We start from the raw sequence: 23397 nt of genomic DNA on the forward strand, positions 1-23397 counted from the left end.
ACCATGACCGGGACGTCTTTTGAACTTCAGAATCGTGGGTCCAGACGTGCACTCCCCCACGATCCGCTTGATGCATGCCGGCCGGGGGTGAAAAGCGGAGGAAGGCGGGATGGGTTCCTGCACCGATGACATCTGGGGCCAGTCGTTCTCGTTGAACGACATCGTGACGGGCGTGCTCGACGATCAGGGCATTGTGCTGTGCTGGTCCCAGGCTGCCGCCGACCTGCTGGGGCACACGGCGGAGGACATCTGTGGCTCGCCGGTGTGGAGCCTTCTCGCCGACGGCTCCCTCCGACGATGCCAGGGCCGCCACCATCGGACCGGGATACCGCCGTACGGCCAGGCGCTGCTCCGCCATCGCTCCGGCCACCGGGTCGAGGTGGCCTTCCGCACGGTGCCGCTGCAAGGCTCGTCCCTAAGTGTGGTCCTGGCCCTTCCCCTCCGGCACCCGGCATCGCGTAGCCGGGGCAGCGCCTTCCTGCGGGCGTTGTTCACCCAGGGCCATATCGAGGTCGGCATCCACGATCTGGATCTGCGTACCGTGTTCACCAATGCCGCCTCGTTCACCAATGTCACCTCACACGTGTCTCATCCATCTGACCTGCGCCTTGGTAGCCGAGTGCGCGAGCTGTTCTCTCCGCAGGACGCACAGGACGCGGAGTCGGCGGTGCGCCAGGTGGTGGAGACGGGGATGCCGCTGATCGGGTGGGAGCCGCAGGCACGGGCACCTCAGAGGGCCGGCGAGCAGTGGTCCCTGTCCGCGTTCAGACTGGAGGAACCGCCGGGGCGTCCGACAGGTGTCGCCACGATGCTCACCCCCCTTGCCACCCGGCAACGGGAGCGCCACCGCCTTGACCTGCTGCATGAAACCTCTGTGCGGATCGGTAGTTCCCTGGACGTCCTTCACACTTCTCAAGAGCTGGCCGAAGTCCTTGTCCCGGCTCTTGGCGATCTGGCCTGGGTGGAACTCGCGTACGCCACGCTGACGGGTGACGAACCCCCGAAACTGAGCAGCGCCGCCGGGCTGTGGTACACACGTCGCGCCGCGATGGCCTCGGCCACCGGCTCCATCCCGAGCAAGCTGCTGCAGACGGGAATGACGCTCCCGCCGATGCCGGACAGTCCTTTTCTGCAAAGACTGCGGCGCGGTGAAACCGTCCTGACCTCCGGGCGCTCCGCCGGCGAGCAACTGGGACCGGAGCTGTCGCCCCTGTTCGTTCCCGAGGGCGGTCACTGCGTCCTGTACGCACCCCTGTTCGCGCGTGGCCTGGTGCTCGGTGTCCTGGTGGTCTGGCGTACCGGCTGTCGCGACTCCTTCGTGGAGGAGGACCGGGAGCTGCTGGCGGAGATCGCCTCCCGGGCCGCACTGAGCGTGGACAACGCGCGCCGGTACACCCGTGAGCACCGCGCGGCCCTGGCACTGCAGCAACGCCTGCTGCCCCGTACGACCAGCGATCTCCCGGCGGTCGAGGCCGCGGGCAGTTATGTGCCGGCGAGTGGCGGGGCCGACATCGGCGGGGACTGGTTCGATGTGATCCCGCTGCCGTCGCTGCGGGTGGCGCTCGTCGTCGGGGATGTCGTCGGTCACGGCCTGCACGCCGCCGCCACCATGGGACGGTTGCGTACGGCGGTGCAGAGCATCGCGGATCTGGAGCTGGAGCCGGATGAACTGCTCACACACGTCGACGACCTGGTGCAGCGGTTCGCGGAAGAAGCCGATCCCGCCGAGCGGGACACCGTGGGCGCGACGTGTCTGTACGCGCTGTACGATCCGGTCGCGCGCCGGTGCGCGGTGGCCAGCGCCGGGCATCCGCCCCCCGTTCTGGTCCACCCCGACGGCACAACGGAGGTGTTCGAGGTACTACCGGGTCCGCCGCTGGGAGTGGGTGGGATGCCGTTCGAGGTCACCAGCCTGCAACTGGAGCCCGGCAGCATCCTCGCCCTGTACACCGACGGGCTCGTGACCCTCGGCGGACAGGACATCCAAGGTGAGGTGTCACGGCTGACGGACAGGCTGGCGGTGCTGTGCGCGGGCGGCATGGCACCGTCTCTGCGCGAGATCGGCCGGTCCCTGCTGTCCGGGGCCACCGAAGTCCCGCCCCGCGACGATGTGGCCCTGCTGCTCGCTCGCACCAGGGCACTGCCGGACGATGCCACCGCCGCCTGGCAGTTTCCGGCCGACCCGGCCATCGTGACCGAGGCCCGGGAGGATGTCACACGACAGCTGACCTCGTGGGGCCTGTATCACCTGGTCTTCACCACCGAACTCGTCGTCAGCGAACTGGTCACCAACGCGATCCGTTATGCGGGCGGTCCCGTCTCTCTGCGGCTGATCCGCGATGACGTGCTGGTCTGCGAGGTTTCCGATCCCAGCAACACCCAGCCACGACTGCGCCGGGCCCGCTGGACCGACGAGGGAGGCCGCGGGCTGTATCTCGTGGCCCAGCTGACCACCCGCTGGGGCAGCCGGTACGGTCAGACCGGAAAGACCATCTGGACCGAACAGTCCCTCAGCCCCGCGACGGAATAGCCGGCGCCCCCGGCGAGAGCCATGCCCGAGCGTCTCGCTCATGCGTAAGGCCGGAATCAGACCCTCGACCTCAATAAGCTCCGCTTATTGTGCGCGAAATTTTCATCTATTGGACCTCCCGAAGATGTCTGTGTTCCACTCCTGAGCATTCACCGAACAGGCCGATCAAGGAGATCACATATGGGAGGCACGGTCGCGCGAGGCCTGGCAGCGGCATTGCGCCGCCACAAGGTCAGCGACGTATTCGGACAGAGTCTACCGTCGCTGTTCTTCCTGGCCACCCCAGAAGAATCGATCCGGCAGATTGTCTATCGCACGGAGAACGCCGGCGGCGCGATGGCCGACGGGTACGCACGGGTGTCGGGCAAGGTCGGCGTAGTGGCCGCTCAGAACGGCCCCGCCGCAACGCTGCTCGTGCCGCCGCTGGCCGAAGCCTTCAAGGCTTCGGTGCCGTTGATCGCCATCGTCCAGGAGGTCCCACGGGCGGCCCGGGACCGCAACGCGTTCCAGGAACTGGACCACGAGAAGCTCTTCGCCGCGTGCGCCAAGGCGATTCACCGGATCGACGACCCCGCCCGGGTTGACGACTATGTCGACGCGGCGGTCACCGAAGCAACGTCCGGCCGCCCCGGACCTGTTGTGCTGCTGGTCCCCAAGGATGTCCTGGCGGAGCCCGTTCCGGTCGCGTCCTCTCGCCGCGCCAGCTACGGACACTTCCCGCTGGACCGCTACGTCCCGGGCCCGGCGCAGATCAAGCATGTTGCCGATCTGCTCGCCACGGCCGAGCGGCCGCTGGTGGTTGCCGGCGGCGGCGTACACATCTCGGGGGCCGGGCCCGAGCTGGCCGAGTTGCAGCGCCTCGGCGCGCTGCCCGTGGCGACCACAGCCATGGGCAAGGGATCGGTGGACGAGACCGACCCGCTGTCCATCGGTGTGATCGGCTACGCCATGGGAAGCTACTCGGCCACCCACTACGCCCGCTCCCTGGTGAACGACGCGGATCTGATCGTGTTCGTCGGCACCAGGACCAATGAAAACGCCACCGACGCCTGGCGGCTGTTTCCCCCCGCGGCGACATATGTCCACATCGATATGGATCCGGTCGAGGTGGGGCGCAACTACGAAGCCTTGCGGCTGATCGGCGACGCCAAGCTCACCCTGCGTGCGATCGTGGACGAGCTGAAGTCCACCTCGCTCGACACCCGCACGGCGGCCCGCGACCAGGTCGTCAGCCAGATCGCACAGGCCCGGGCCAAGCACGAGGAGCGCATCGCGCCTCGGATGACAGCGGCCGGCTCACCGATCCGGCCCGAGAGGATCATGCGGGAACTCGATGCGCAGCTGACTGCGGACACGATCGTCGTGGCTGATGCCAGCTACAGCTCGATCTGGATGTCCAACTACCTGCGCGCCCGGCGCAGCGGTCAGCGGTTCCTGTCTCCTCGCGGCCTGGCCGGGCTCGGCTGGGGGGTCCCCATGGCGATCGGTGCCAAGGCGGCGAGCCCGGACAGCCCCGTGGTCGCTGTGGTCGGTGACGGAGGGTTCGCCCACTGCTGGTCCGAGCTTGAGACGGCCGTCCGGATGAACCTGCCCCTTACGGTCATCGTGTTGAACAATGCGATCCTCGGCTACCAGAAGCACTCCGAGCTGCACCAGTTCGCCGAGCACACGAGCGCCATCGACATCACCCAGATCGATCACGCAGCCATCGCGACCGCCTGCGGCGCGCGGGGGGTCCGTGTCGAATCCGCAGACGATCTCGCCGCTGCGCTCAGTGACGCGCAGCGTTCGGGCGCCGTCACCGTGATCGACGTGATGACCGCTGCGGACGCCTTCCCGCCGATCTCCGCCTGGGACGACGACACCACGCTGGGCGAGCTGACGGCTGGGGTCGCCCTGTGAACGAGGAGACCTTCACCGGCTCGCGAACGTACATGCAGCGTGCTCACCAGGTCATCCCACGCGGGGTGAACTCCTCGCGCCGGGCGGCGCTGCGCCCCACCCCACTGGCCTTCACCCGCGCGCAGGGCAGCCGGATCACCGACATCGACGGCCACGAGTATGTGGACTATGTGGCCGGGTACGGCCCGATGCTGCTCGGACACCAGCCCCCTCAGGTGATCGAGGCCGTGCACACGCAGCTCGCCGCCGGGGTGCTGTACGGCGGTCAGCACGAGGCGGAGGCCGAACTGGCCGAGCGCATCGTCGAGTTGGTGCCCGGCGCGGAGATGGTGCTGCTCAATGTGACCGGCAGCGAGGCCGTCCAGGCGGCGTTGCGGATCGCCCGCGCCGCTACCGGACGACGCAAGACGATCAAGTTCGAGGGCCACTACCACGGGTGGATCGACCCGATGACCGCCAACGGGCCGGGCAGCCCCGCGGGAACCGGCCCGGTACCGCGTCCGGTGATCGCGCCGGAACACAGTGTGATCGGGCCGGAGATCCTGGTGTGTCCCTGGAACGACCCGGGGGCTCTCGCCGACCTGCTGGCACAGCATGGTGCAGACGTCGCCGCGGTCATCATGGAGCCCGTCGCAGTCAACGGCGGCAACCTGTGGGCCGACGACGGTTACCTGGCCACGGCCCGCCGCCTGTGCGACCAGCACGGCTGCCTGCTCGTCTTCGACGAGGTGGTGACCGGCTTCCGGCTGGCACCCGGCGGGGCGCAGCAGCGCACCGGCGTGACCCCGGATCTCACCGCGCTCGCCAAGGCTCTCGGGTCCGGATTCCCGATCAGCGCGGTGGCGGGGCGCGCCGAGGTGATGGGCGTCGCTGAGGACGCCGTCGCACATGGCGGAACCTACAACGGCAATGCCTTGTCGGTCGTCGCGGCCAACGCGACCCTCGATGTCCTCAAGACCGATCAGGACTCCCTCTACCCCCGCCTCGAACGCCTCACCGGAGAGCTGGCGAACGGCATCGAGCAGCTTGCCGCCCGGCACGGGGCGCCGCTGCAGGCTCTGCGCGCCGGCGCCCTGATCCGCCTGCACTGGGACGCCCCGAAACCCCTGCGCACCTACGCGGACGCGCTCGCCGGCAGCACCGAACCGCTGCGGCACTTCTCCGAACACCTGATCCGCAACGGCGTCCACGCCCGCGAGACCGGGCTATGGTACGTCTCCGCAGCCCACACGGACGACGACGTGGACAGGACCCTGTCTGCCGTCGACCGGGCGCTGGCCGAGGTCTCCCAGCAGTTGCTCGGCAGCGCTCGGTAGCCAGGGCGTCCGCACCACTCCTCCGGGGCCGCCGCTGCCGGGCCGCGTCCCGCGGCAGCCGGCCTCGCATCTCGCCGTCGCTCACCCGAGAGGCACTCATGCGATTCTCTGTCTCCGCCGACACCGGCGGCACCTTCATCGACGTCGTCGTCCGCGACGACGACAACAACCACTACGTCGGCAAGGCACTGACCACCCACCAGCGCGTCTTCGACGGCATGCGCGAGGCCCTCGAAGGTATCGCCGACGGCCTCGGGACCACCGCGCAGGCCCTGCTGGCCGACACCGACCTGTTCATCTACGGCACCACGCGGGCGACCAACGCCATCGTGACCCGTCAGGTGGCCAAGACCGCCCTGCTCACCACCGAGGGCTTTCCCGACATCCTCGTGCTGAAGGAGGGCGGCAAGCGGGACGTCTTCGACTACGCGACCGAATACCCCGCCCCCTACATCCCGCGGCGCAGGACGTTCGAGGTCCCTGAACGTGTCAGCTCCGAGGCACGGATCACCAAGCCACTGGACGAGCGGGCAGTGCGGGACATCCTGCACCATCTGAGCCGGGAGAACTACGAGGCAGTGGCCGTGTCTCTGCTGTGGTCCGTCGTCGAGCCCGCGCACGAACTGCGCATAGGCGAGCTGATCGAGGAGATCCTGCCAGGGGTCCCGTACACACTTTCCCACCGCATCGCACCGATTGTCCGCGAGTACCGCCGGGCCTCGGCGACCGCCATCGACGCCTCGCTCAAGCCGCTGATGCAGAACCATTTCCGCGCGCTCGAGTCGGACCTGCGGGGATTTGGCTACGCCGGTCAGCTGCTGGTCTCCTCAAGCATCGGCGGCGTGATGACCGTGCAGGAGATGATCGCCGCGCCGATCAACGCCGCCAAGTCCGGACCCGCGATGGCTCCGGTCGCGGCCGTCAGCTTCTCCAACGCCGAGGGTTTCGGCGGAGACACCATCGTCTGCGACACCGGTGGGACCACGTTCGATGTCGGCCTGTCGCACGACTCGGAGCTGGTCTACACCCGTGAGACATGGCTCGGCGGCGAGTGGGAAGGAGATCTGCTCGGTATCTCGTCGGTCGACATCCGCTCGATCGGCTCCGGAGGCGGGTCGATCGCCTGGGTCGACGACGGTGGGCTGCTGCGTGTCGGCCCCCAGTCGGCCGGTTCCGAACCGGGCCCCGCCTGCTACGGGCGTGGCGGCACCGAGGCCACTTTGTCGGACGCCGCCTGCGTCCTTGGTTTCTTCGACCCGGACTACTTCCTGGGTGGCCGGATGGACCTGGACATCAGCGCGGCCCGCAAGGCCGTGGCCCAGGTGGCCGAGAAGCTGGGCAGGACCGTGGAGGAGGCGGCCTGGGGGATCCTGACCCTGGCGACGGACCACATGGTCAAGGCGGTCTACGACATGACCATCTCCCAGGGCCTGGATCCCAAGGAGAGCACGGTCGTCGCCGGTGGCGGCGCTGCCGGCATCAACATCATGCAGATCGCGGCCGAACTGGGCAGCAGCCGGGTGATCCTGCCCAAGACCGCGGGTGCCCTGTCGGCGGCGGGCATGCACTTCGCCGACATCGTCAAGGAGGAGTCGGCGCCGCTGATCACCCGCTGCTCGACCTTCGACACGGACGGCGTCAACGCGGCGCTGGGGCGGCTGCGTGACCGGCTTGCGGCCTTCGCGGGCCGGGTCGGCCTTGACGAGGACGACTATGTGATCGAGTACTTCACCGAGGCCCGTTACGAGGCCCAGGTGTGGGACATCGTCACCCGGGTGCCCGTGAGCGAGTTCCGCAGCGATGAAGACGTCGCTCAGCTCCGCAAGGCGTTCGACGACGAGCACGAACGCCTCTTCGCCTTCTGTGACGACTCCGCGGACCTGGAGTTCATCAGCTGGAAGGCACGACTGACCGCCGACCTGCACACCAGTCCACCGCCCGTGCAGGCCGTGGCCCGCACCGAGGGCGCCCCGTCGAAGACACGCGCGTGCTACTTCGGCCCGGCCGGACTGACCGACACTCCCGTGTACCTGCCTGAGAGCCTGCGACCGGGCCAGTATGTGCCCGGCCCCGCGATCATCCAGGAGCCGACCACCACGTTGGTCGTCTTCCCGGGCATGGCCACCGAGGTCAGCGGGTCCGGCAACTACATCCTGCATGTGACGACTTCGGAGGAAGACCAGTGAGGGTGTCCGACGCCAGCACGCTCGCCGTGGACGAGAACGAGTTCGACCCGATCCTGACCGCCATCCTGGCCAACCGCCTGGACGGCATCGTGCGCGAGATGACCACCACCCTGCTGCGCTCGGCACGCTCGGCGGTGATCAACAGCGGGCGCGACTTCTCGTGCGCCATCGCCACGGCCGACAGCCAGCTGCTGGCCGCGGCGGAAGGCCTGCCGGTGCACATCTTCGGTGTGCAGTTGCAGGCGGAAGAGATCCTGGCCGCACACCCGGATCTGGCCGAGGGCGACGCCTACCTGGACAACAACCCCTACGGGGGAAATTCCCACGCGGCGGACCACTCCGTGCTCGTACCCGTGTTCATCGACGGTGAGCACATGTTCACCGCGGTGGCCAAGGCCCACCAGGCCGACACCGGGAACTCCCTGCCCACCACCTACTTCGCGGGTGCGAAGGACGTGTACGAGGAAGGGGCCCTGATCTTCCCCGCCGTCCGAGTACAGCGGGACTACACCACCATCGACGACATCATGCGCATGTGCATGGCCCGCATCCGCGTGCCTCAGCAGTGGCACGGCGACTTCCTGGCGTCGCTCGGGGCCGCGCGGATCGCCGAGCGTCGCCTCAAGGACCTGTGCGCGAAGTACGGAAAGGACCAGGTCAAGCAGTTCATTCGCAGCTGGTTCGACTACTCCGAAGACCGCATGCGCCGGGCCATCGCCCAGCTGCCGCAGGCCCATCTGCACAACACCGGCAAGCACGACCCGTTCCAGCCCTACCTGCCCGACGGGCTGGAGTTCCGGGTCAGCATCGACATCCACCCGCAGGACGGACGGATCGTCGTCGATCTGACCGACAACGCACCGAACGTCGACTGCGGGCTCAACCTCACCAAGGCCACCACGCTGGCCGGCGTGTACAGCGGCATCTTCCACGGCCTGTGCGGACAGGTGCCCAAGAATTCCGGCGCGTTCCGCCGCGTGGAGGTCCGGCTCAAGAAGGGCGCCGCCGTCGGCATCCCGGAGTTCCCGTACAGCTGCTCGGTTGCCACGACCAACATCGCCGACCGGCTGACCAACTGTGTCGGTGCGGCCTTCGCCCAGCTCGGTGAGCCGTACGGGATCGCCGAAGGCCCGGTGGGCATGGGTGTTCCGCACGCGGTCGTCTCCGGCCACGACTCACGCACCGGCGAACGGTTTGTCAATCAGTTGCTGATGGGTGCGGCCGGCGGGCCCGGCAGCGCCACCGCTGACGGCTGGCTGACGTGGAACGTGCCCAGCACGGCCGGCCTGACCTACCGGGACTCCGTAGAGATCGACGAGCTGAAGATGCCGATCCAGTACCGGCACATCCGGATGATGGCCGACTCCGGCGGTGCCGGACGCCACCGGGGCGGGTGCACCGTCGACCTGGCCTTCGAGTCGAAGGAGGACGGCGTCTCGGTCATCTATCCCTGCGACGGACAGATCGTCCCGCCGAAGGGAGTGCTCGGTGGACAGGACGGTGCCCTGGCCGCCGGCTGGATGATCGACACCGACGGCAGCGAGACACTGCTGCCCAACAACGCGGTCGTCACACTCAACACCGGCCAGGGGGTCCGAGGTGTGGAGTGTTCCGGCGGTGGATACGGCGATCCCCTGGACCGCGACCCCAAGCGTGTCCTCAACGACGTGATCGGGCGCTGGGAGAGCATCGACCACGCCCGCGAGGTCTACGGCGTCGTGATCACCGGCAGCGGAGACGACCTCTCCATCGACTGGAGCGCGACCGCCACCGCCAGGGCCGCCCTGCGCGACCCCTCGCTGGTGTCGTCATGACCCCTGTGGGGGTCACGCCCCACGACCATCGGACTGACCCGGCCTTGTCCTGATCCCACGGCCTGGTTTCCGGTCCCGTCAGGGCTCGGAGATCAGGCCGCGCAAAGCCCTCACACACCCACGTCCGACCCGATCAGTCCACGTTTCACCTGGAAGGCGCCACCTCAGGCCAACGACGTAGTCGCCGCCTCGGCGACGAGAAGGACGAGCCATGACCGCCACCGCATTGACCCCAGCAGGCCGGCCGACGAACCGACGTACGATCTTCGGTGCTGCCGCCGGGACACTCACGGAGTATTACGACTTCGCCATCTACGGGCTGCTGGCACCGACCATCGCAAGCCAGTTCTTCCCCGAAGCCGATCCCACGGCCGCGCTGCTCAGCACCTTTGTGGTCTTCGCCCTGGGATTCCTCTTCCGCCCGCTGGGCGGCTTCGTGTTCGGTTACGTCGGCGACAAGTTCGGGCGCACGAAAGCGCTGACCGCGGCGATTCTCCTGATGGCGGCGACCACAACCGCGATCGGTCTGCTTCCGACCTACACCAGCGTGGGACTCCTGTCCCCGGTGCTCCTGCTGATCTGCCGATGTCTGCAGAGCGTCTCCAACGGCGGCGAGTTCGCCGGGGCGACGTCCTACTTGGCCGAATCGGCGCCGGACAACAAGCGGGCGACGTACGTCAGCGCCATCACGGTGTCGTCCGCGATCCCCGCGGTCCTGGGCGCCATCGTCATCCTGCCCGTCTCCGTTCTCCTGGACGACGCCGCCTTCGCCGCATGGGGCTGGCGTATCCCTTTCCTGCTGGGCGCGCCCCTGGGACTGATCGGTCTGTATGTGCGGTTGCGCCTGGCCGAACCTGAGGTCTTCACCGAAATGAAGGCGGCAGGAGTGGCTCCCCGCAACCCGCTGCTCACCGGCATCCGCACCCAGTGGCGCAAGATGCTCCTCGTGTTCTGTGCCGCGGCGGTCACCGCATCGTCGTACTACATCCTGAACTCGTACATGGTGACCTATACGGAGACAAAGCTGGGTGTCAGCCGGGACGCCTCGCTGTTCATGAACAGCACGGCCATCGTGATCTTCTGTGCCGCGGTCCTTCTCGGCGGCCGGGCCGCCGACCGATTCGGACGCCGACCGGTGATCATGACGGGGTTGGTCGCCCTGACCGCGCTCGGTGTTCCGGCCTTCTTGCTGATGCAGACCGGCCACCTCGTCGGCGTGCTGCTCGGCCAGATCGTCTTCGGCCTGTGCATCGCACCGGTCTCGGGGGTCGTGCCGACTCTGTCCGCCGAGCTGTTCCCGACGTCGGTCCGGTACAGCTGCAACTCGATGAGCTACAACCTCGCCTACACGATCTTCGCCGGAACCGCTCCCTTCGTCGCCGCGTGGCTGGTCGCCTTGACCGGCCTGCTGATCTCTCCCGCCGTCTACGCGTCCTCGATCGCACTCATCGCCGGTTTGATCATATTCTGCTTCCTCAAAGAGACCGGTGGAACTGCCCTGGAACAGGATGTAGATACCGCGGAGCTTCACGGCAATAATGAGGTGTCCGGCTCACCGCACGACGGCAGGGAGCAGCACGCTCCTGCACGGTTGCAGAGCTGACCTCACCGATAAGGCCGACCCCTGGGTGCACGCGGTCCCACGTGCACCCAGGGGACACTGCGATCCGGCGGTTGCTCGTCCCACAGTCGGCAGCGCCGGCGCCGCAGGTCGTACCGCGCTTCCCTCGGCGAGCACACAAGCGTCACCAGCGGAGGGCACACAAAAAGAGCGATGGACTTGAGAAGGTTGGAGTACTTTCTAGTGCTCGCGCGCTTGCAGCACTTCGGCCGTGCAGCTGAGAAGCTGCACATCTCGCAGCCGGGCCTGTCCCAGCAGATCAAGGTCCTGGAGCACGAGGTCGGTGCGCAGCTGATCGACAGAAGCACCAAACCCATCTCTCTGACGACCGCCGGCGAAGTGCTCTGCGAGCAGGGCGAGCTTGTCCTCGCCCAAGTCGATCTGTGCGTCGAACGCGTACGGATGGCCGTCGAGCAGCCCACGGGGACACTTCGGGTCGCCTACACCCGCTCCGGAGCCGATCTGAACATGCACGAGCTGGTCGAGCGCTTCCGCGCCCACTATCCCGGGGTGCAGATCTCACTGACCTCGGCGTGGACAAGCCGCAACTTGGAACTGCTCGAAGCCGGCGAGGTGGACGTCGCCTTCGCCAGGTCCATCGTGCGTGACCAGGCGGTCGACTCGATGGTCGTCGCCACCGAAGAGCTGGTGGTCGCCATGCCTGGTGATCACCCGCTCGCCCCCTTGGAACGCGTCACCTACGACGACGTGGTGGAGCTTCCGCTCATTCACTGGCCACGATCGCAAGGTCCCGCCTACCACGACGAGATCAGACGGCAGATCTGGGGCGAACGACCGCAGAAAATCGTCATGGAGCAACCCGAAGCGGAGCACATCCTGCGCGAGGTTGCCAACGGTGTCGGCATTGCCGTGCTGGACGAGCGCCGAGCGACCAAGCTCTGCCCGCCCAGGGTGCGCGTGCGACAGTTCGTAGCCCCTGCTCCGACCACCACTTTGGTGGTGTCCTGGCTACCTGGTTCCACGCGGTCATCGGTGGTGAACCGCTTCATCGGACTGTGCCGCAGGCACGCGCTCCAACCTGGCGCTGACACTTTCCCCTGATCGTGACCGGCCCTGCCATGCGGCCGGCAGCACGCGTACGGCCTCGCGCTCTCCGCGGCTGTGCGGCTGGATGACGTCGGCCTCCAGGAAGGCGGCGAGTGCAGCGCCGTAGCGGAAGGCGCGTTTCCTCGGTGACCACGCCTGCTCTATGTCGATGCGTATGCCCTCGGCATCGAAGAGATGCCGACGTTCGGCATCGACGCACAGGCGCACGGTGTCCGCTGTGACGGTGCCCGCCGGCAGCCGATTCCGTCGGCGAGGCTCGGATTCGCGACCTCCCGGCGCTACAGGCGTCCTCCCTGCCGGCTTGCCGGACCCGTTGGGTGGGCCGTCGGTGAGGTGCCCGGTGATGCGGGCCCTTTTCCGACGGCCCCCACGGAAGCGGCGCTTCGGTCCGTAGTCGCTGAGCCGGGCGCGTCAAGGATCAGAACTCGTAGCGGTCAAGCAGATCGACCGCGTTCAGCGTGCGGAAGTCGTCGAGCCGCTCGCGGAGCGTGGCATGGTCCCAGTCCCACCAGGCGAGCCGGTCCAGCCGCTCCGCGATCTCGGGCGGCTGCCGGAACCGGATGACCCGCGCCGGCACACCTGCGACGATCGCGTACGGGGGGACGTCCTTCGTGACGATCGCGCCCGACGCGATCACCGCCCCGTTCCCGACGGCCACGTCCGGCTTCACCTGCGCCCCGTGCCCGATCCATGTGTCGTGCCCGATCGTCGTACGGCGGGAGCGCCGCCGCTCGAACCACTCCGCGTCGTCCTCGGCGTCGGGCCAGTACTTCGCGGAGCGGTACATGAAGTGGTGCAGGCTCGCCCGGTCGAGCGGATGGTCGGTCGCACCGATCCGCACGAAGCTCGCGATGTTCGAGAACTTCCCGACGGTCGTGTTCGCAAGGTCGCAGTACCGGTCGCAATAGCTGTAGTCACCCAGCTCGACGTCGGCGAGCCGAGAACCCTGCCCGACCTCCGTGTACCGGCCGAGCGCGCCGGCGACGACGGTCGAGCCCTCGTGCACCATCCCGGCCGCCGGCAGCGCGCCCGGCCCGAGGGGCGATTCGGAGACGGCGGCCGACGCGGAGGCGCCGCGCGCCGTTGTCCGGATGACGCGCAGCAGAGCGGCGGCTCCGGCCTCGATGGTTCCGTCGTTGTGGATCTCCGCGTCCACCGCGTAGTCAGGGGCGGGATCGGGACGGTGCAGCCGTCGGGCCACGTCGTCCGCGTCCTCCCGGCCCCTGGCTCGCAGTCGGCTCGCCCGGACGGCTTCGGAGACCGTGACGCGGACGACGGCAAGGTGCTCGTAGCGTGCCGCCAGTTCGCCGAGCACGGAACGGGACACGTTCACGACGACGGAGCGTCCGTCCCTGATGTCGTCATCGATCTCGATCGGAATTCCGTACCGCAGGCCATGGGCGTTCCACTCGATCGCGAAGTGGCCCGCCTCGGCGGCGATGCGGAACGTGCGCGCGGACACCGGGAGGTGGTTCTCGCCCGGCCCGGGTGCACGTGTGATGTGCCGCTGTGGCAGGGACAGGTCCGGACCCGCATGGCGTCGGGTCTCCGCGATGAGCGCGTCCTTGCCGACGCCGCTCGCACCGACGACCGCGACGAACGTGCCCGGACCGATCTTCTGGGGGGTCATGCGACGCGCACACCCTGCCGGTACACGGTGCGGACGATCGGCACGGTCAGCCCCGCCGGGTGCTCCGGGGTGCCGGGCAGCGTGTGCGTGCGGACACGGACCAGGTCACCGCGCTTGCCGACCGTGATGTCGCCCCGGTCGTCCAGACCGACGGCCTTGGCAGGGTTGGAGCTGATCAGTTTGACGGCGTCCTGGAGACGGAACGTCCCGTCGGCGACGAGCTGGAAGGCGGCCTGCAGCGGGCTGGAGGGCACGTAGTCGGACGACAGGATGTGGAGCAGTCCTCGTTCGAGGAGCGCCGAGGCGGCGACATTCCCGGACTGGCTGCCGCCCCGCACGATGTTCGGCGCGCCCATGACGACCGACAGGCCCTGGGCGACGGCGGACTCGGCGGCCACGATCGTGGTGGGGAACTCGGCGATGCGCACGCCGAGTCCGACGGACTCCTTCACATGTTCGGTCGTCGCGTCGTCGTGCGCCGCGAGGACGATGCCGCGCCGGCGCGCCGCCCCGGCGACGAGGTGGCGGTTGCGGTCGGCGTAGAGGTCCGCCTCGCGCAGGAGCTCGTCGACGTACGCGTCGATGTCGCTGTCGGACACCCGCCCCTTACCGACGTAGTACTTCTTGAACTCCGCGAGGTCGTTGAACTGACGCTGGCCGGGGGTGTGGTCCATCAGCGACGCCAGCCGCACGCGCGGGTCGTCCGCGAACTCCTCGAACCGGTCCGCGCAGTCCCCGGCGGACACCTCGCATCGGAGGTGGACCGCATGGTCGGCCCGGAACGCTCCGGCTTCGGCGGCGGTCGTGATCGCGTCCATCAGCCGCCGGGCCGATCGGGTCACCGTCTCGCGGTTGCTCGGCTCCGAGCCGAGCCGGACCGCGTCGAGAACGGTGGTCACGCCGGCGGCCGTCATCTGGGCGTCGTGCGCGAGCACGGCGGGCAGCGCATCCCAGTGCACGCCGGGCCGGGGACGCATGTGGTACTCGGCGTGGTCGGTGTGCACTTCGACGATGCCGGGCAGCAGGTAGTCGCCGTCGAGGTCCTTGCCTGCCGGCACGGTGCCCGTGCCGATGTCGGCGATCTGGCCGTCACGGACGACCACCGAGCCGAGTACGACCTCGTCGCCGAGCACCAGGCGGGCATTGGTCAGGACGAGTTCCTTGGTCATCGGGAGCCTTCCAGCGGGTGGAGTGAGTGGATACGGAAAGGTGCGCCGGGTTCGGTTTCCACGAACAGGGCGAGCGCACGGACGGTGACGTTCCGGTCGAGGCAGCCGCGGAACCAGTGCCGCAGCGTCTGTTCGACCTGGTCTTGCAGGTCGTCCGGCACGCGATCGGTGAGGGTGAGGTGGAAACGGAACTCGTCGAGCACGTAGGGGTATCCGAGTTCGGTGAGCAGGGCCCGCTGGCGCTCGGTGAGCGTGTGCGGTTTTCGCCGGGCGATCTCCTCGGGTGTCGCCGGCGCCCGGAACCGGTCCAGTTCCGTCACGACGGACGCGGCAAGCGTGTGCAGGGCCGGCGCGTCCTCGCCAGGTGTGAGCGCGTAGAACCTGCCGATTCGGCTGATCGTGAGCCGTGGGATCGTGACTCGCGCGGTCGCCGCGGCCAGTCGTGCGGTGGCCGTGGCGACGTCGTCGACGGTGTGTCCGGAGGCGAGACGGAAAGGTGGTTTGAGAGTGCCGTGGAAGCCGTACCGGCGCGCGTCGTGAGTGATCCGGTCGACGGCCGTACGCGTCCACCCTTCTGGCACACCCTGCGGGGTGGCGCGGCCGGTGACGCTTCGCCCGAGCCAGGATTCCGCGCGTTCACAAAGAAGGACTTCTGTGGCGTCGGTGCTTCCCACACCCGGTACGGCGTAGATCGCGTACCGGTGACTCACGCCGCCGCCTTGCTCATCGGGGTGAAATCCTCGACCGGCACGACACGGTCCGCGACGGTTTCGCGAACCTCCGCGTCGTGGAAGATGCCGAGCATCGCGGTGCCCGCTTCGATCTTCTCGGCGATCAGCTCCACGACCACGCGGCGGTTGTGGGCGTCGAGGGAGGCGGTGGGCTCGTCCAGGAGCAGCATCGGCAGGTCGGCGATGAAGCCGTGCGCGATGTTCACCCGCTGCTGCTCGCCGCCGGAGAACGTCGCCGGCGGAAGCCCCCACAGGCGATCCGGAATGCCGAGGCGGGACAGCAGTTCGGCGGCACGCTCCTCCGCCTCCGTGGCGTCGACGCCGCGCGCGACGAGCGGTTCGGCGACGACTTCTAGGGCGGGCACACGGGGCACACAGCGCAGGAACTGGCTGACGTACCCCATCGCGTCGCGACGGGCGGCGAGGATCTCTCGGGGGTTCGCGGTCGCGATGTCGATGTCGATGTTCCCGGCGCGCAGGAGGACACTGCCGCGGTCGACGGCGTAGTTGCCGTACACCATCTTCAGGATGGAGCTTTTGCCGGCGCCGGACGCGCCGCCGAGGACGACGCACTCCCCGGCGTACACGTCGAAGTCGAGCCCGCGCAGCACGGCGAGTCGCTGCCCGCCCTGCAAGTGCATGGTGAAGGTCTTGTCCAGGCCGGAGACGGCGAGGGTCGGCTGGTCGGTGGTCATGGTCACCCTTGCAGGATCGAGGAGACGAGCAGCTGTGTGTACGGGGCCTGGGGATCATCCAGTACCCGGTCGGTCAGACCGGACTCGACGACCCGGCCGTCCTTCATCACAAGAGTTCGATGAGAGATCAGACGGGCGACGGCGAGGTCGTGCGTGACGATGATGACGGCCAGTCCCAGGTCGCTGACGATCGAACGGATGAGGTCGAGCAGGCGTGCCTGCACGGACACGTCCAAGCCGCTGGTCGGCTCGTCCATGAACACCAGCCGCGGCGAGACGACGAGGTTTCTGGCGATCTGCAGCCGCTGCCGCATACCACCGGAGAACGCGGCGGGGGTGTCGTCGACCCGGTCCCGGGGGATCTCGACGCGTTCGAGCCAGTCAGTCGCTTCCGCGCGGATGCGCCCGTAGTGGCGCCACCCGTTGGCCATCAGCGGCTCACCGACATTGCCGCCGGCGCTGACGTGCATGCGGAGCCCGTCCGCCGCGTTCTGGTGCACAAAGCCCCACTCGCTGCGCCAGAGCCGGCGCACCGCGCTTTCGCTCAGCTCCGCGAGGTCCGCGACCTCACCGTCGGCGAGCCGGTAGCGGATGCTGCCCTCGCTGGTGTCCAGGCGCTGCGAGAGTGTGCCGAGCAAGGTGGACTTGCCGGACCCGGATTCGCCGACGACCGCGAGCACCTCGCCCGGCCACAGGTCGAAGTGGACGCCGCGGCAGCCGAACCGGTCGCCGTATCGATGGCTGACGTTTCGCACTTCCAGGAGCGGAGACTCGATGCTCATGCGGTCGCCTCTTCGTTCTCGGCGCGAGCGGCCGCCCGCTCACAATGGTCGCTGTCCGAGCAGGCGTACATGGCGCCGCCGGCGTTGTCGGTGATGATCTGGTCCAGATACACGCCGGTGGACCCGCAGATCGCGCACGGCTGGTCGAAGTTCTGCGGTTCGAACGGGTAGTCCTCGAACCCGAGGCTTTCGACGTCGGTGTGCGGCGGGATGGCGTAGATGCGCTTCTCACGGCCGGCGCCGAAGATGTGCAGTGCCTGACTCTGGTGCAGTTTCGGGTTGTCGAAGCTCGGCGTCGGGGACGGCGCCATCAGGTACCGGTGGTTCACCAGCACCGGGTAGTCGTATGTCTTGGCGATGTGCCCGTACTTGGCGATGTCCTCGTACAGCTTGACGTACATCAGCCCGTACTCGTTGAGTGCGTGCATGCGCCGGGTCTCGGTCTCGCGGGCCTCGAGGAATCGCAGCGGCTCCGGGATCGGCACCTGGTAGACCATGATCTGCCCCTCGCCGAGGGGCGTCTCGGGGATGCGGTGCCGGGTCTGGATGATCGTCGCGTCCTCGGTGCGGGTCGTGGTCGGCACGCCGGCCACCAGGTTGAAGAAGGCACGGATGGACACCGCGTTCGTGGTGTCGTCGGCGCCCTGGTCGATCACCTTGAGCACGTCATCGGAGCCGATGATCGCCGCGGTGAGCTGCACGCCGCCGGTGCCCCAGCCCCGGGGAAGCGGCACCTCGCGGGAGGCGAACGGGACCTGGAACCCGGGGATTGCGACGGCCTTGAGCAGCACCCTGCGGATCATCCGCTTCGTCTGCTCGTCGAGGTAGCCGGTGTTGTACTCGATCTGCTGGGCGCTCACGCGTTCGTCTCCTGCTTGCTTCCGGCGTTGTCGTGGAAGTCGCGTTGCAACTGCCGGATGAGGTGCAGCTCGGCCTGGAAGTCGACGTAGTGCGGGAGCTTGAGGTGCTCCACGAAGCCCGCGGCCTGCACATTGTCGGCATGGCTGAGCACGAACTCCTCGTCCTGCGCGGGGGCGACGACCCGCTCCTGGAACTCGTTCGCCCGCAGGGCGCGGTCGACCAGCGACATGGACATCGCCTTCCGTTCTCCGCGCCCGAACACGAGCCCGTAGCCGCGGGTGAACTGAGCGGGGGTGTCGGCGTTACCGGTGAACTGGTTGATCATCTGGCATTCGGTGACCTCGATCCGCCCGAGCGGCACCGGGAAACCGAGTTCCGGTGCGTCGAACTCGACGTCGACCTGTCCCACGCGGATCTCACCGGCGAACGGGTGCGTGCTCCCGTACCCGCGCTGGGTGGAGTACCCGAGGGCGAGCAGAAACCCTTCGTCGCCGCGAGCCAGTCCCTGGAGGCGCTCGGCCCGGGTCATCGGGAACACGGTGGGTTCGCGCGTCAGGTCGGCCGGTTCCGGGTCCGCCCAGTCCGCGGCGCGGTCCGGCTCGAGGAGAGCGTCCGAGCCGAGCAGGTCGGACACACGCGGCATCGGCGCGGCGTCGGTGTCAGGGTCCGTCGGGCCGTCGGTGACGGGGTCGGCGAACAGCCGGTGTGTGTAGTCGAACGTGGCGCCGAGTTGCTGCCCGCCGGGGATGTCCTTGAACGTCGCGGACACGCGGCGCTGCGGGGCGAGCCCGGCCGTATCGATCGGTTCGCAGTAGCCGAACCGTGGCAGAGTGGTCCGGTAGGAACGCACCAGCGTGATCGCTTCGAGCACGTCGCCCTGGCACTGCAGGATCGCCCGCGCCGCGAGCTTCGGGTCGTAGAGCGACCCTTCGGTCATCACCCGGGACACCAGGACCGGGAGCTGGCCGGCGACGGCGTCCTGGTGGATCGCCGGGATGCCGGGATCACCGCGTCCTTCCTTCGCGAGCAACGCGTGCGCGTTCGCAATCGCCTTCTCTCCACCCTTGACCGCGACGTACATCAGGCCTCCTGATCCTGATCGGACACCGCGCGCAGACGCGTGGTGCGAGGGAGTGCGACGACCGAGTCGTCGTTCATGACGAGCAGGTCGACGCCGCGAGGGAACAGCGCGCCGTTGCGGGTCCACGCGGCCGAGAACCCCGCGGGTGCCCATGGGGCCTCGATCTCGACTTGGCCGTCGATGCCGGGACCCGTCGCGGTGAAGCGCGCCCCGACGCCCGGGGTCCGCGCGTCGAGGACGATGGTCGCCGACTGGTGAGGTGTCTCATCGGTGCCGAGCGCGAGCGCATCGAGCGCCGGGAGCGTGTCCGGGGTGGCGACGACGAAGTTCGCCGACCCATGCTCGTTCGTCAGCCGCGCGCCGGTGTGGAACGCCAGGTACGAGGTCACGTCGGGGTCTTCCGCCAGCGTCCGGTGCAGCCACACCGACACCTCGTCGTCGAACAGGGTCAGTGCGACGGCCGCGAGCCCCGTGCCGAGTGCCTTGGGCGCCTGAGCCGGACCGGTGATCCGGTACGAGCGGCCGGGGTGGGCGAGCGCGTCGAGGACGGCGCGGAACACGTGCTGTCCTTTGCCCGTCGGATCGGCGAACCCGGGCGCCGGCGCAGTGGTGGACGCGGTGTTCATTCGTGTTCCCTCGCGACCGTGAAGAAGTCGACCTTGGTGCTGCGCGCTTCGGCTTGCCGGGCCTCGTCGTAGGACGCCTGGTCACGCTCCAGCGGCGCGACGACATCGGTGAGTACCTGTGCGCGCAGTCGCTCGTCCGCCAGCAGACCGTCGAACGCTGCCGCGAGCCAGGCGTGCTTGAGGTCGGTCCCGAGCACATACGCGCTGCCGACGGTGTCCGCAGCGAGCGGGGCGCCGTGCAGCCGGAGTGTGACGCGGGTCACCGTCGTCTCACCGAGGTTGAACCGGTCCCCGCCTGCACCCACCCGGCCGCGGACCATGACCAGCCCCGTTTCGGGGCCGCGGATCGCCTCGATCTCGGGCTTCGCTTCCCAAGCGTCCCAGGCGCCGGCGAGCTGACGGGGCGACGCCTGCGCGAGAGTTCGCATCCACCGCCTTCGCGCCGTAGAAGCCTCAGTCGGACTCGTCACTCCAACCTCCAAATTTGTCTGGCTCTTTGGACGAATCGAACGTAACGAGCCACCTGAGATTTGTCCACCTAGCTAGACGACTATCGGATGGATGCGAGATGAACTCACGGTCGAGTTGGCTGTGACGTGACAGGCAGGCGGTAATGTTCGGTGCACTATGCCTCGCGTCACACGTTCTGCCACGGGTTACTCGACGTGGCGCCTCATCGCCGACCAACTCCGCAGCGAAATCGTCGACGGCTCGTTCCCGCCCGAAGCGAAACTGCCGACCGAGGGCGAGCTGGCCGACCGGTTCGGCGTGCACCGCAACACCGTGCGCCAGTCCGTCGCGGTGCTCGCCGCCGAAGGCCTCGTGGCAACACGCCAGGGCAGCGGCACGTTCGTCGTCCCGCACACACTCCTGGTGCACCGGATCAGTCTGCGCACGCGCCTCAGCGACAGCATCGGCCAGGCGGGCACGGCGTCACACCGGCCGATAGCCGCAAAGATCGTGGCAGACCCACCGCACGAAGCAGCCACCCGGCTGCGACTCGACGGGCGGCCCGCGCTGCAGGTCGAGACAGTCGCCGATGTGAACGGGACCACGGTCGCGCGGTCGACCTCCTGGTTCGACGTCGCCCTGACGCCGGACCTCGACATCCATCTGCGGCAGACCCGATCCATCACCAAGGCACTCAGCGCGGTCGGCATCGACGACTATGTCCGCACCTGGAGCGCGGTCAGCTCCCGTATCGCGAACGGAACCGAGACCGAGGACATGAACCTCCCGGCGGGATCGATCGTCCTGGTCGTGCGGTCTGTCAACACGCTTGTCGACCGCACGCCGCTGCAGTACACGAGCACGCGCTTCCGCGCCGACCGCGTTGAGCTGGACATCGACTTCGACGAACTGGACAACCCGGGCGGGCACGGACGAAGCCACTGAGGTTGCTTCCATCGTTTGTTTGCGGGTGGAAGATTGTTCATCCAGGGCTCCTAAGGTGGCGACATGGCCAAGAAAATGAACCTCCGCGTGCTCACCCTGAACATCTGGTTGGACCCGCGGGATCGTGAGAAGCGGGACGCCCTCCTGCTGGAGGGGCTGCGCAGCCACGACGCCGACATCGTGTTCCTCCAGGAGGTGGTGCGCACCCCGGAGCGTGACGCGTTCAAGCTCGTGTCCGACAACTCGCCCCTGCACTGGCACCACGCCTCCGACTACACGCAGGCTGGCTGGCCCGCCTGGGGCACCGCCGTCGGTACCCGCTGGGCGCCGAAGAGCATCGGCATACACCGGCTCCCGGCCGAGGACGGCCCGTACGTGTGGGAGGCGGTCGTGCCTCTCCCGATCGGCGTGGACATGCTCTTCCTCGGCGCGCGGCCGAGCTTCAAGTTCACCCGCGAGGCAGCCCGCGTCGAGCAGGCGCTGTTCATCACCGAGTTGGAGGAGAGGCGACGCCAGGCGGCGCCGACGATTCTCGCCGGCGACTTTGACGCGGCCCCCGATCAGGACTGCATCCGCTTCTACACCGGCAAGTCCGCGATCAACGGCCGCAGCGCGGCGTTCCGCGACAGTTGGGCGATCGCTGGGGACGGCACTCCCGGGTACACCTGGACGACCGACAGTCCGTGGGTGGCACGCAGCGTCGTCGATGCGCAGGGCATCGTCCCGAACTACTGGGTGCAGGAGCCGCACCACCGCCGCATCGACTATGTGTTCGCCGGTTCGACGGAGAACCACCTTGAGGTGGAGAGCGTGATCAACGACAGCAGGGTCGTGTTCAACGAGTACCCGACCGCCAGCGACCACTACGGCGTGCTCGCCGAGTTCGAGTTCAACGCGCTCGACAAGCCCACTGCGTGGGCTTAGGCGTCCGCCTCGGCCAACGGCGCGGTCCCCTTGTCCCGGGGCCGCGCCGTTTCGTTGTGTCTCGGCGCACCACGCACGGCGCCGACGAACACGCTCCCGCTCCCGGCACCGGCCGGGCAGCGGGAGCGAGCGGTCAGATTCGGTGGGTCTCTTCGGCGCGCGCCGTCAAAGCCGCGCCCCGCAGGGTGCGTTCGGCGTTCTCTGCGGTCACCGCGGAGTAGAGCGCGTCGAGGACCGCGAGATGGATGAACCGGCTCATCATCGCCTCGATCTGGAACCGGGTCTCGCCGGAACCGGCGACGAGGGTCACCGATGAGGCCGCGACCAGCGGTGAGCGGTAGAAGCTCGTCACCGCGACGACCGTTGCGCCGGCATCACGGGCCGCTTCCGCCGCGGCCACCGTCTCGCGCGTTCTGCCGGTGTGACTGATCGCCAGGCACACATCCCCCTTGGTGAGCATCGACGCGGAGATGTGCTGCGAGATCGGGTCCGTGGGATTCTCGATCGGCAGACCGACGCTGCGGAACCGCAGGGCGGTGTCCATCGCCAACGGCGCGGACGGGCCGGTCGAGACGAGCACGATCCGCCGTGCGGCGTCGAGCGCGTGCACCGCGCGCTCGAACTCCTCCGCGTCGATGCTCGATTGAGCCGCAGCGATGGAACGGGACGTGGCCTGGAACACCGACGCGATGATCGAACTCGGTGTTCCGTCCTGCGCCTCGTCGTGATGGTCGGCGTCGGCCGATGCCTCCGACGCGAGTTGCAGCTTGAACTCGTGGAATCCCTTGAGGCCGAGGTCCTTGCAGAACCGCACCACGCTGCCCACAGAACTGCGGGACACCGTGGCGAGGTCGCTGACCGTCATACGGACGACACCTGAAGGGTTCGTCAGAACGACGTTGGCGACGGCTGTCTGGGTGGGTGACATCGACGGCAGGAGCGCCCGTATCCGTGCGATGAGCGTGCCGCGATCGAGGCTTGAGGGCGGCGCCGGTGTCAGGTCAGCGGACATGGTCATATCCAAGCATTGTCGCCACGGGGCGCGCGAATGCCGCGCTCGATCCAG

The 23397-nt window shown here is 68.3% G+C and carries 19 protein-coding genes; 9 read left to right on the forward strand and 10 right to left on the reverse strand.

Annotation, left to right across the window (positions count from 1 at the left end):
• The first annotated feature begins 109 nt into the window (after positions 1–109).
• The 7 genes from ABT245_RS00600 (at position 110) to ABT245_RS00630 (ending at position 12431) form a co-directional block, all read left to right on the forward strand.
• Positions 110–2530 (forward strand): ATP-binding SpoIIE family protein phosphatase, encoded by a 2421-nt coding sequence (locus tag ABT245_RS00600; RefSeq protein ID WP_351727275.1) that lies wholly within the window; start codon positions 110–112, stop codon positions 2528–2530.
• Positions 2531–2710: 180 nt separating this feature from the next.
• The gene (locus tag ABT245_RS00605) at positions 2711–4432 is read left to right on the forward strand and encodes an acetolactate synthase catalytic subunit (protein ID WP_351727277.1); all 1722 of its coding nucleotides are present in this window, start codon (positions 2711–2713) and stop codon (positions 4430–4432) included.
• Positions 4429–5748, forward strand: a complete 1320-nt coding sequence (locus ABT245_RS00610; protein WP_351727279.1) for an aspartate aminotransferase family protein — start codon at positions 4429–4431, stop codon at positions 5746–5748. The genes ABT245_RS00605 and ABT245_RS00610 overlap by 4 nt, the downstream gene beginning before the upstream one ends.
• Before the next feature lie 98 nt (positions 5749–5846).
• Positions 5847–7934, forward strand: a complete 2088-nt coding sequence (locus ABT245_RS00615; protein ID WP_351727281.1) for a hydantoinase/oxoprolinase family protein — start codon at positions 5847–5849, stop codon at positions 7932–7934.
• Between the two features lie 2 nt (positions 7935–7936).
• Positions 7937–9748 carry a hydantoinase B/oxoprolinase family protein gene (locus ABT245_RS00620; protein ID WP_351727283.1) on the forward strand — a complete coding sequence of 604 codons (1812 nt, stop codon included), beginning with the start codon at positions 7937–7939 and terminating at the stop codon, positions 9746–9748.
• Between the two features lie 211 nt (positions 9749–9959).
• Positions 9960–11351, forward strand: coding sequence for an MFS transporter (locus ABT245_RS00625; protein WP_351727285.1), 1392 nt, complete (start codon positions 9960–9962; stop codon positions 11349–11351).
• Between the two features lie 171 nt (positions 11352–11522).
• Positions 11523–12431: a LysR family transcriptional regulator gene (locus ABT245_RS00630; RefSeq protein WP_351727286.1), complete on the forward strand. Its 909-nt coding sequence runs from the start codon at positions 11523–11525 to the stop codon at positions 12429–12431.
• 424 nt (positions 12432–12855) lie between these two features.
• Here ABT245_RS00630 and phnN read toward each other — a convergent pair whose 3' ends face one another.
• From phnN to phnG, 9 genes are read right to left on the reverse strand one after another with little or no spacing between them, the layout of a single operon-like run.
• Positions 12856–14067 (reverse strand): phosphonate metabolism protein/1,5-bisphosphokinase (PRPP-forming) PhnN, encoded by a 1212-nt coding sequence (phnN, locus tag ABT245_RS00635; RefSeq protein WP_351727288.1) that lies wholly within the window; start codon positions 14065–14067, stop codon positions 12856–12858.
• Positions 14064–15236: an alpha-D-ribose 1-methylphosphonate 5-triphosphate diphosphatase gene (locus tag ABT245_RS00640; protein ID WP_351727289.1), complete on the reverse strand. Its 1173-nt coding sequence runs from the start codon at positions 15234–15236 to the stop codon at positions 14064–14066. The genes phnN and ABT245_RS00640 overlap by 4 nt, the downstream gene beginning before the upstream one ends.
• Entirely contained in the window at positions 15233–15946 is a 714-nt protein-coding gene (locus tag ABT245_RS00645; RefSeq protein ID WP_351727291.1) for a DUF1045 domain-containing protein, read from the reverse strand. The genes ABT245_RS00640 and ABT245_RS00645 overlap by 4 nt, the downstream gene beginning before the upstream one ends.
• Positions 15943–16662: a phosphonate C-P lyase system protein PhnL gene (phnL, locus tag ABT245_RS00650; RefSeq protein ID WP_351727751.1), complete on the reverse strand. Its 720-nt coding sequence runs from the start codon at positions 16660–16662 to the stop codon at positions 15943–15945. Before phnL ends, ABT245_RS00645 begins: the two co-directional genes overlap by 4 nt.
• 2 nt (positions 16663–16664) lie before the next feature.
• Positions 16665–17444, reverse strand: a complete 780-nt coding sequence (phnK, locus tag ABT245_RS00655) for a phosphonate C-P lyase system protein PhnK (protein WP_351727293.1) — start codon at positions 17442–17444, stop codon at positions 16665–16667.
• Entirely contained in the window at positions 17441–18304 is an 864-nt protein-coding gene (locus tag ABT245_RS00660) for an alpha-D-ribose 1-methylphosphonate 5-phosphate C-P-lyase PhnJ (protein ID WP_351727295.1), read from the reverse strand. The genes phnK and ABT245_RS00660 overlap by 4 nt, the downstream gene beginning before the upstream one ends.
• A complete protein-coding gene (locus ABT245_RS00665) occupies positions 18301–19386 on the reverse strand; it encodes a carbon-phosphorus lyase complex subunit (protein WP_351727296.1) in 1086 nt (361 codons plus the stop codon). Before ABT245_RS00665 ends, ABT245_RS00660 begins: the two co-directional genes overlap by 4 nt.
• Positions 19386–20012: a phosphonate C-P lyase system protein PhnH gene (gene phnH / locus ABT245_RS00670; RefSeq protein WP_351727297.1), complete on the reverse strand. Its 627-nt coding sequence runs from the start codon at positions 20010–20012 to the stop codon at positions 19386–19388. Before phnH ends, ABT245_RS00665 begins: the two co-directional genes overlap by 1 nt.
• On the reverse strand, positions 20009–20482 hold the full coding sequence (phnG, locus tag ABT245_RS00675; protein ID WP_351727299.1) for a phosphonate C-P lyase system protein PhnG: 474 nt from the start codon (positions 20480–20482) through the stop codon (positions 20009–20011). Before phnG ends, phnH begins: the two co-directional genes overlap by 4 nt.
• A gap of 157 nt (positions 20483–20639) precedes the next feature.
• On the opposite strand from phnG, the gene phnF reads away from it, so the two are divergent.
• Both phnF and ABT245_RS00685 read left to right on the forward strand, forming a co-directional pair.
• Positions 20640–21407 (forward strand): phosphonate metabolism transcriptional regulator PhnF, encoded by a 768-nt coding sequence (phnF, locus tag ABT245_RS00680; RefSeq protein ID WP_351727300.1) that lies wholly within the window; start codon positions 20640–20642, stop codon positions 21405–21407.
• Positions 21408–21470: 63 nt separating this feature from the next.
• Complete coding sequence (locus ABT245_RS00685; RefSeq protein ID WP_351727302.1) at positions 21471–22331, forward strand: endonuclease/exonuclease/phosphatase family protein; 861 nt, start codon at positions 21471–21473, stop codon at positions 22329–22331.
• A gap of 133 nt (positions 22332–22464) precedes the next feature.
• On the opposite strand, the gene ABT245_RS00690 is transcribed toward ABT245_RS00685, so the two are convergent.
• Positions 22465–23343, reverse strand: coding sequence for a MurR/RpiR family transcriptional regulator (locus tag ABT245_RS00690; protein WP_351727304.1), 879 nt, complete (start codon positions 23341–23343; stop codon positions 22465–22467).
• Positions 23344–23397: the final 54 nt, after the last annotated feature.

It is taken from the genome of Streptomyces sp. NPDC001508 (genome assembly GCF_040298665.1).
Taxonomy (GTDB): domain Bacteria; phylum Actinomycetota; class Actinomycetes; order Streptomycetales; family Streptomycetaceae; genus Streptomyces.

Bases quoted from the DNA above. Each gene is read 5' to 3' on its own strand.
- ABT245_RS00600 (WP_351727275.1), top strand. From the start codon at position 110: ATGGGTTCCTGCACCGATGACATCTGGGGCCAGTCGTTCTCGTTGAAC.
- ABT245_RS00605 (WP_351727277.1), top strand. From the start codon at position 2,711: ATGGGAGGCACGGTCGCGCGAGGCCTGGCAGCGGCATTGCGCCGCCAC.
- ABT245_RS00615 (WP_351727281.1), top strand. From the start codon at position 5,847: ATGCGATTCTCTGTCTCCGCCGACACCGGCGGCACCTTCATCGACGTC.
- ABT245_RS00625 (WP_351727285.1), top strand. From the start codon at position 9,960: ATGACCGCCACCGCATTGACCCCAGCAGGCCGGCCGACGAACCGACGT.
- ABT245_RS00630 (WP_351727286.1), top strand. From the start codon at position 11,523: ATGGACTTGAGAAGGTTGGAGTACTTTCTAGTGCTCGCGCGCTTGCAG.
- phnN (WP_351727288.1), bottom strand. From the start codon at position 14,067: ATGACCCCCCAGAAGATCGGTCCGGGCACGTTCGTCGCGGTCGTCGGT.
- ABT245_RS00640 (WP_351727289.1), bottom strand. From the start codon at position 15,236: ATGACCAAGGAACTCGTCCTGACCAATGCCCGCCTGGTGCTCGGCGAC.
- phnL (WP_351727751.1), bottom strand. From the start codon at position 16,662: ATGACCACCGACCAGCCGACCCTCGCCGTCTCCGGCCTGGACAAGACC.
- phnK (WP_351727293.1), bottom strand. From the start codon at position 17,444: ATGAGCATCGAGTCTCCGCTCCTGGAAGTGCGAAACGTCAGCCATCGA.
- ABT245_RS00665 (WP_351727296.1), bottom strand. From the start codon at position 19,386: ATGTACGTCGCGGTCAAGGGTGGAGAGAAGGCGATTGCGAACGCGCAC.
- phnH (WP_351727297.1), bottom strand. From the start codon at position 20,012: ATGAACACCGCGTCCACCACTGCGCCGGCGCCCGGGTTCGCCGATCCG.
- phnF (WP_351727300.1), top strand. From the start codon at position 20,640: ATGCCTCGCGTCACACGTTCTGCCACGGGTTACTCGACGTGGCGCCTC.
- ABT245_RS00685 (WP_351727302.1), top strand. From the start codon at position 21,471: ATGGCCAAGAAAATGAACCTCCGCGTGCTCACCCTGAACATCTGGTTG.
- ABT245_RS00690 (WP_351727304.1), bottom strand. From the start codon at position 23,343: ATGTCCGCTGACCTGACACCGGCGCCGCCCTCAAGCCTCGATCGCGGC.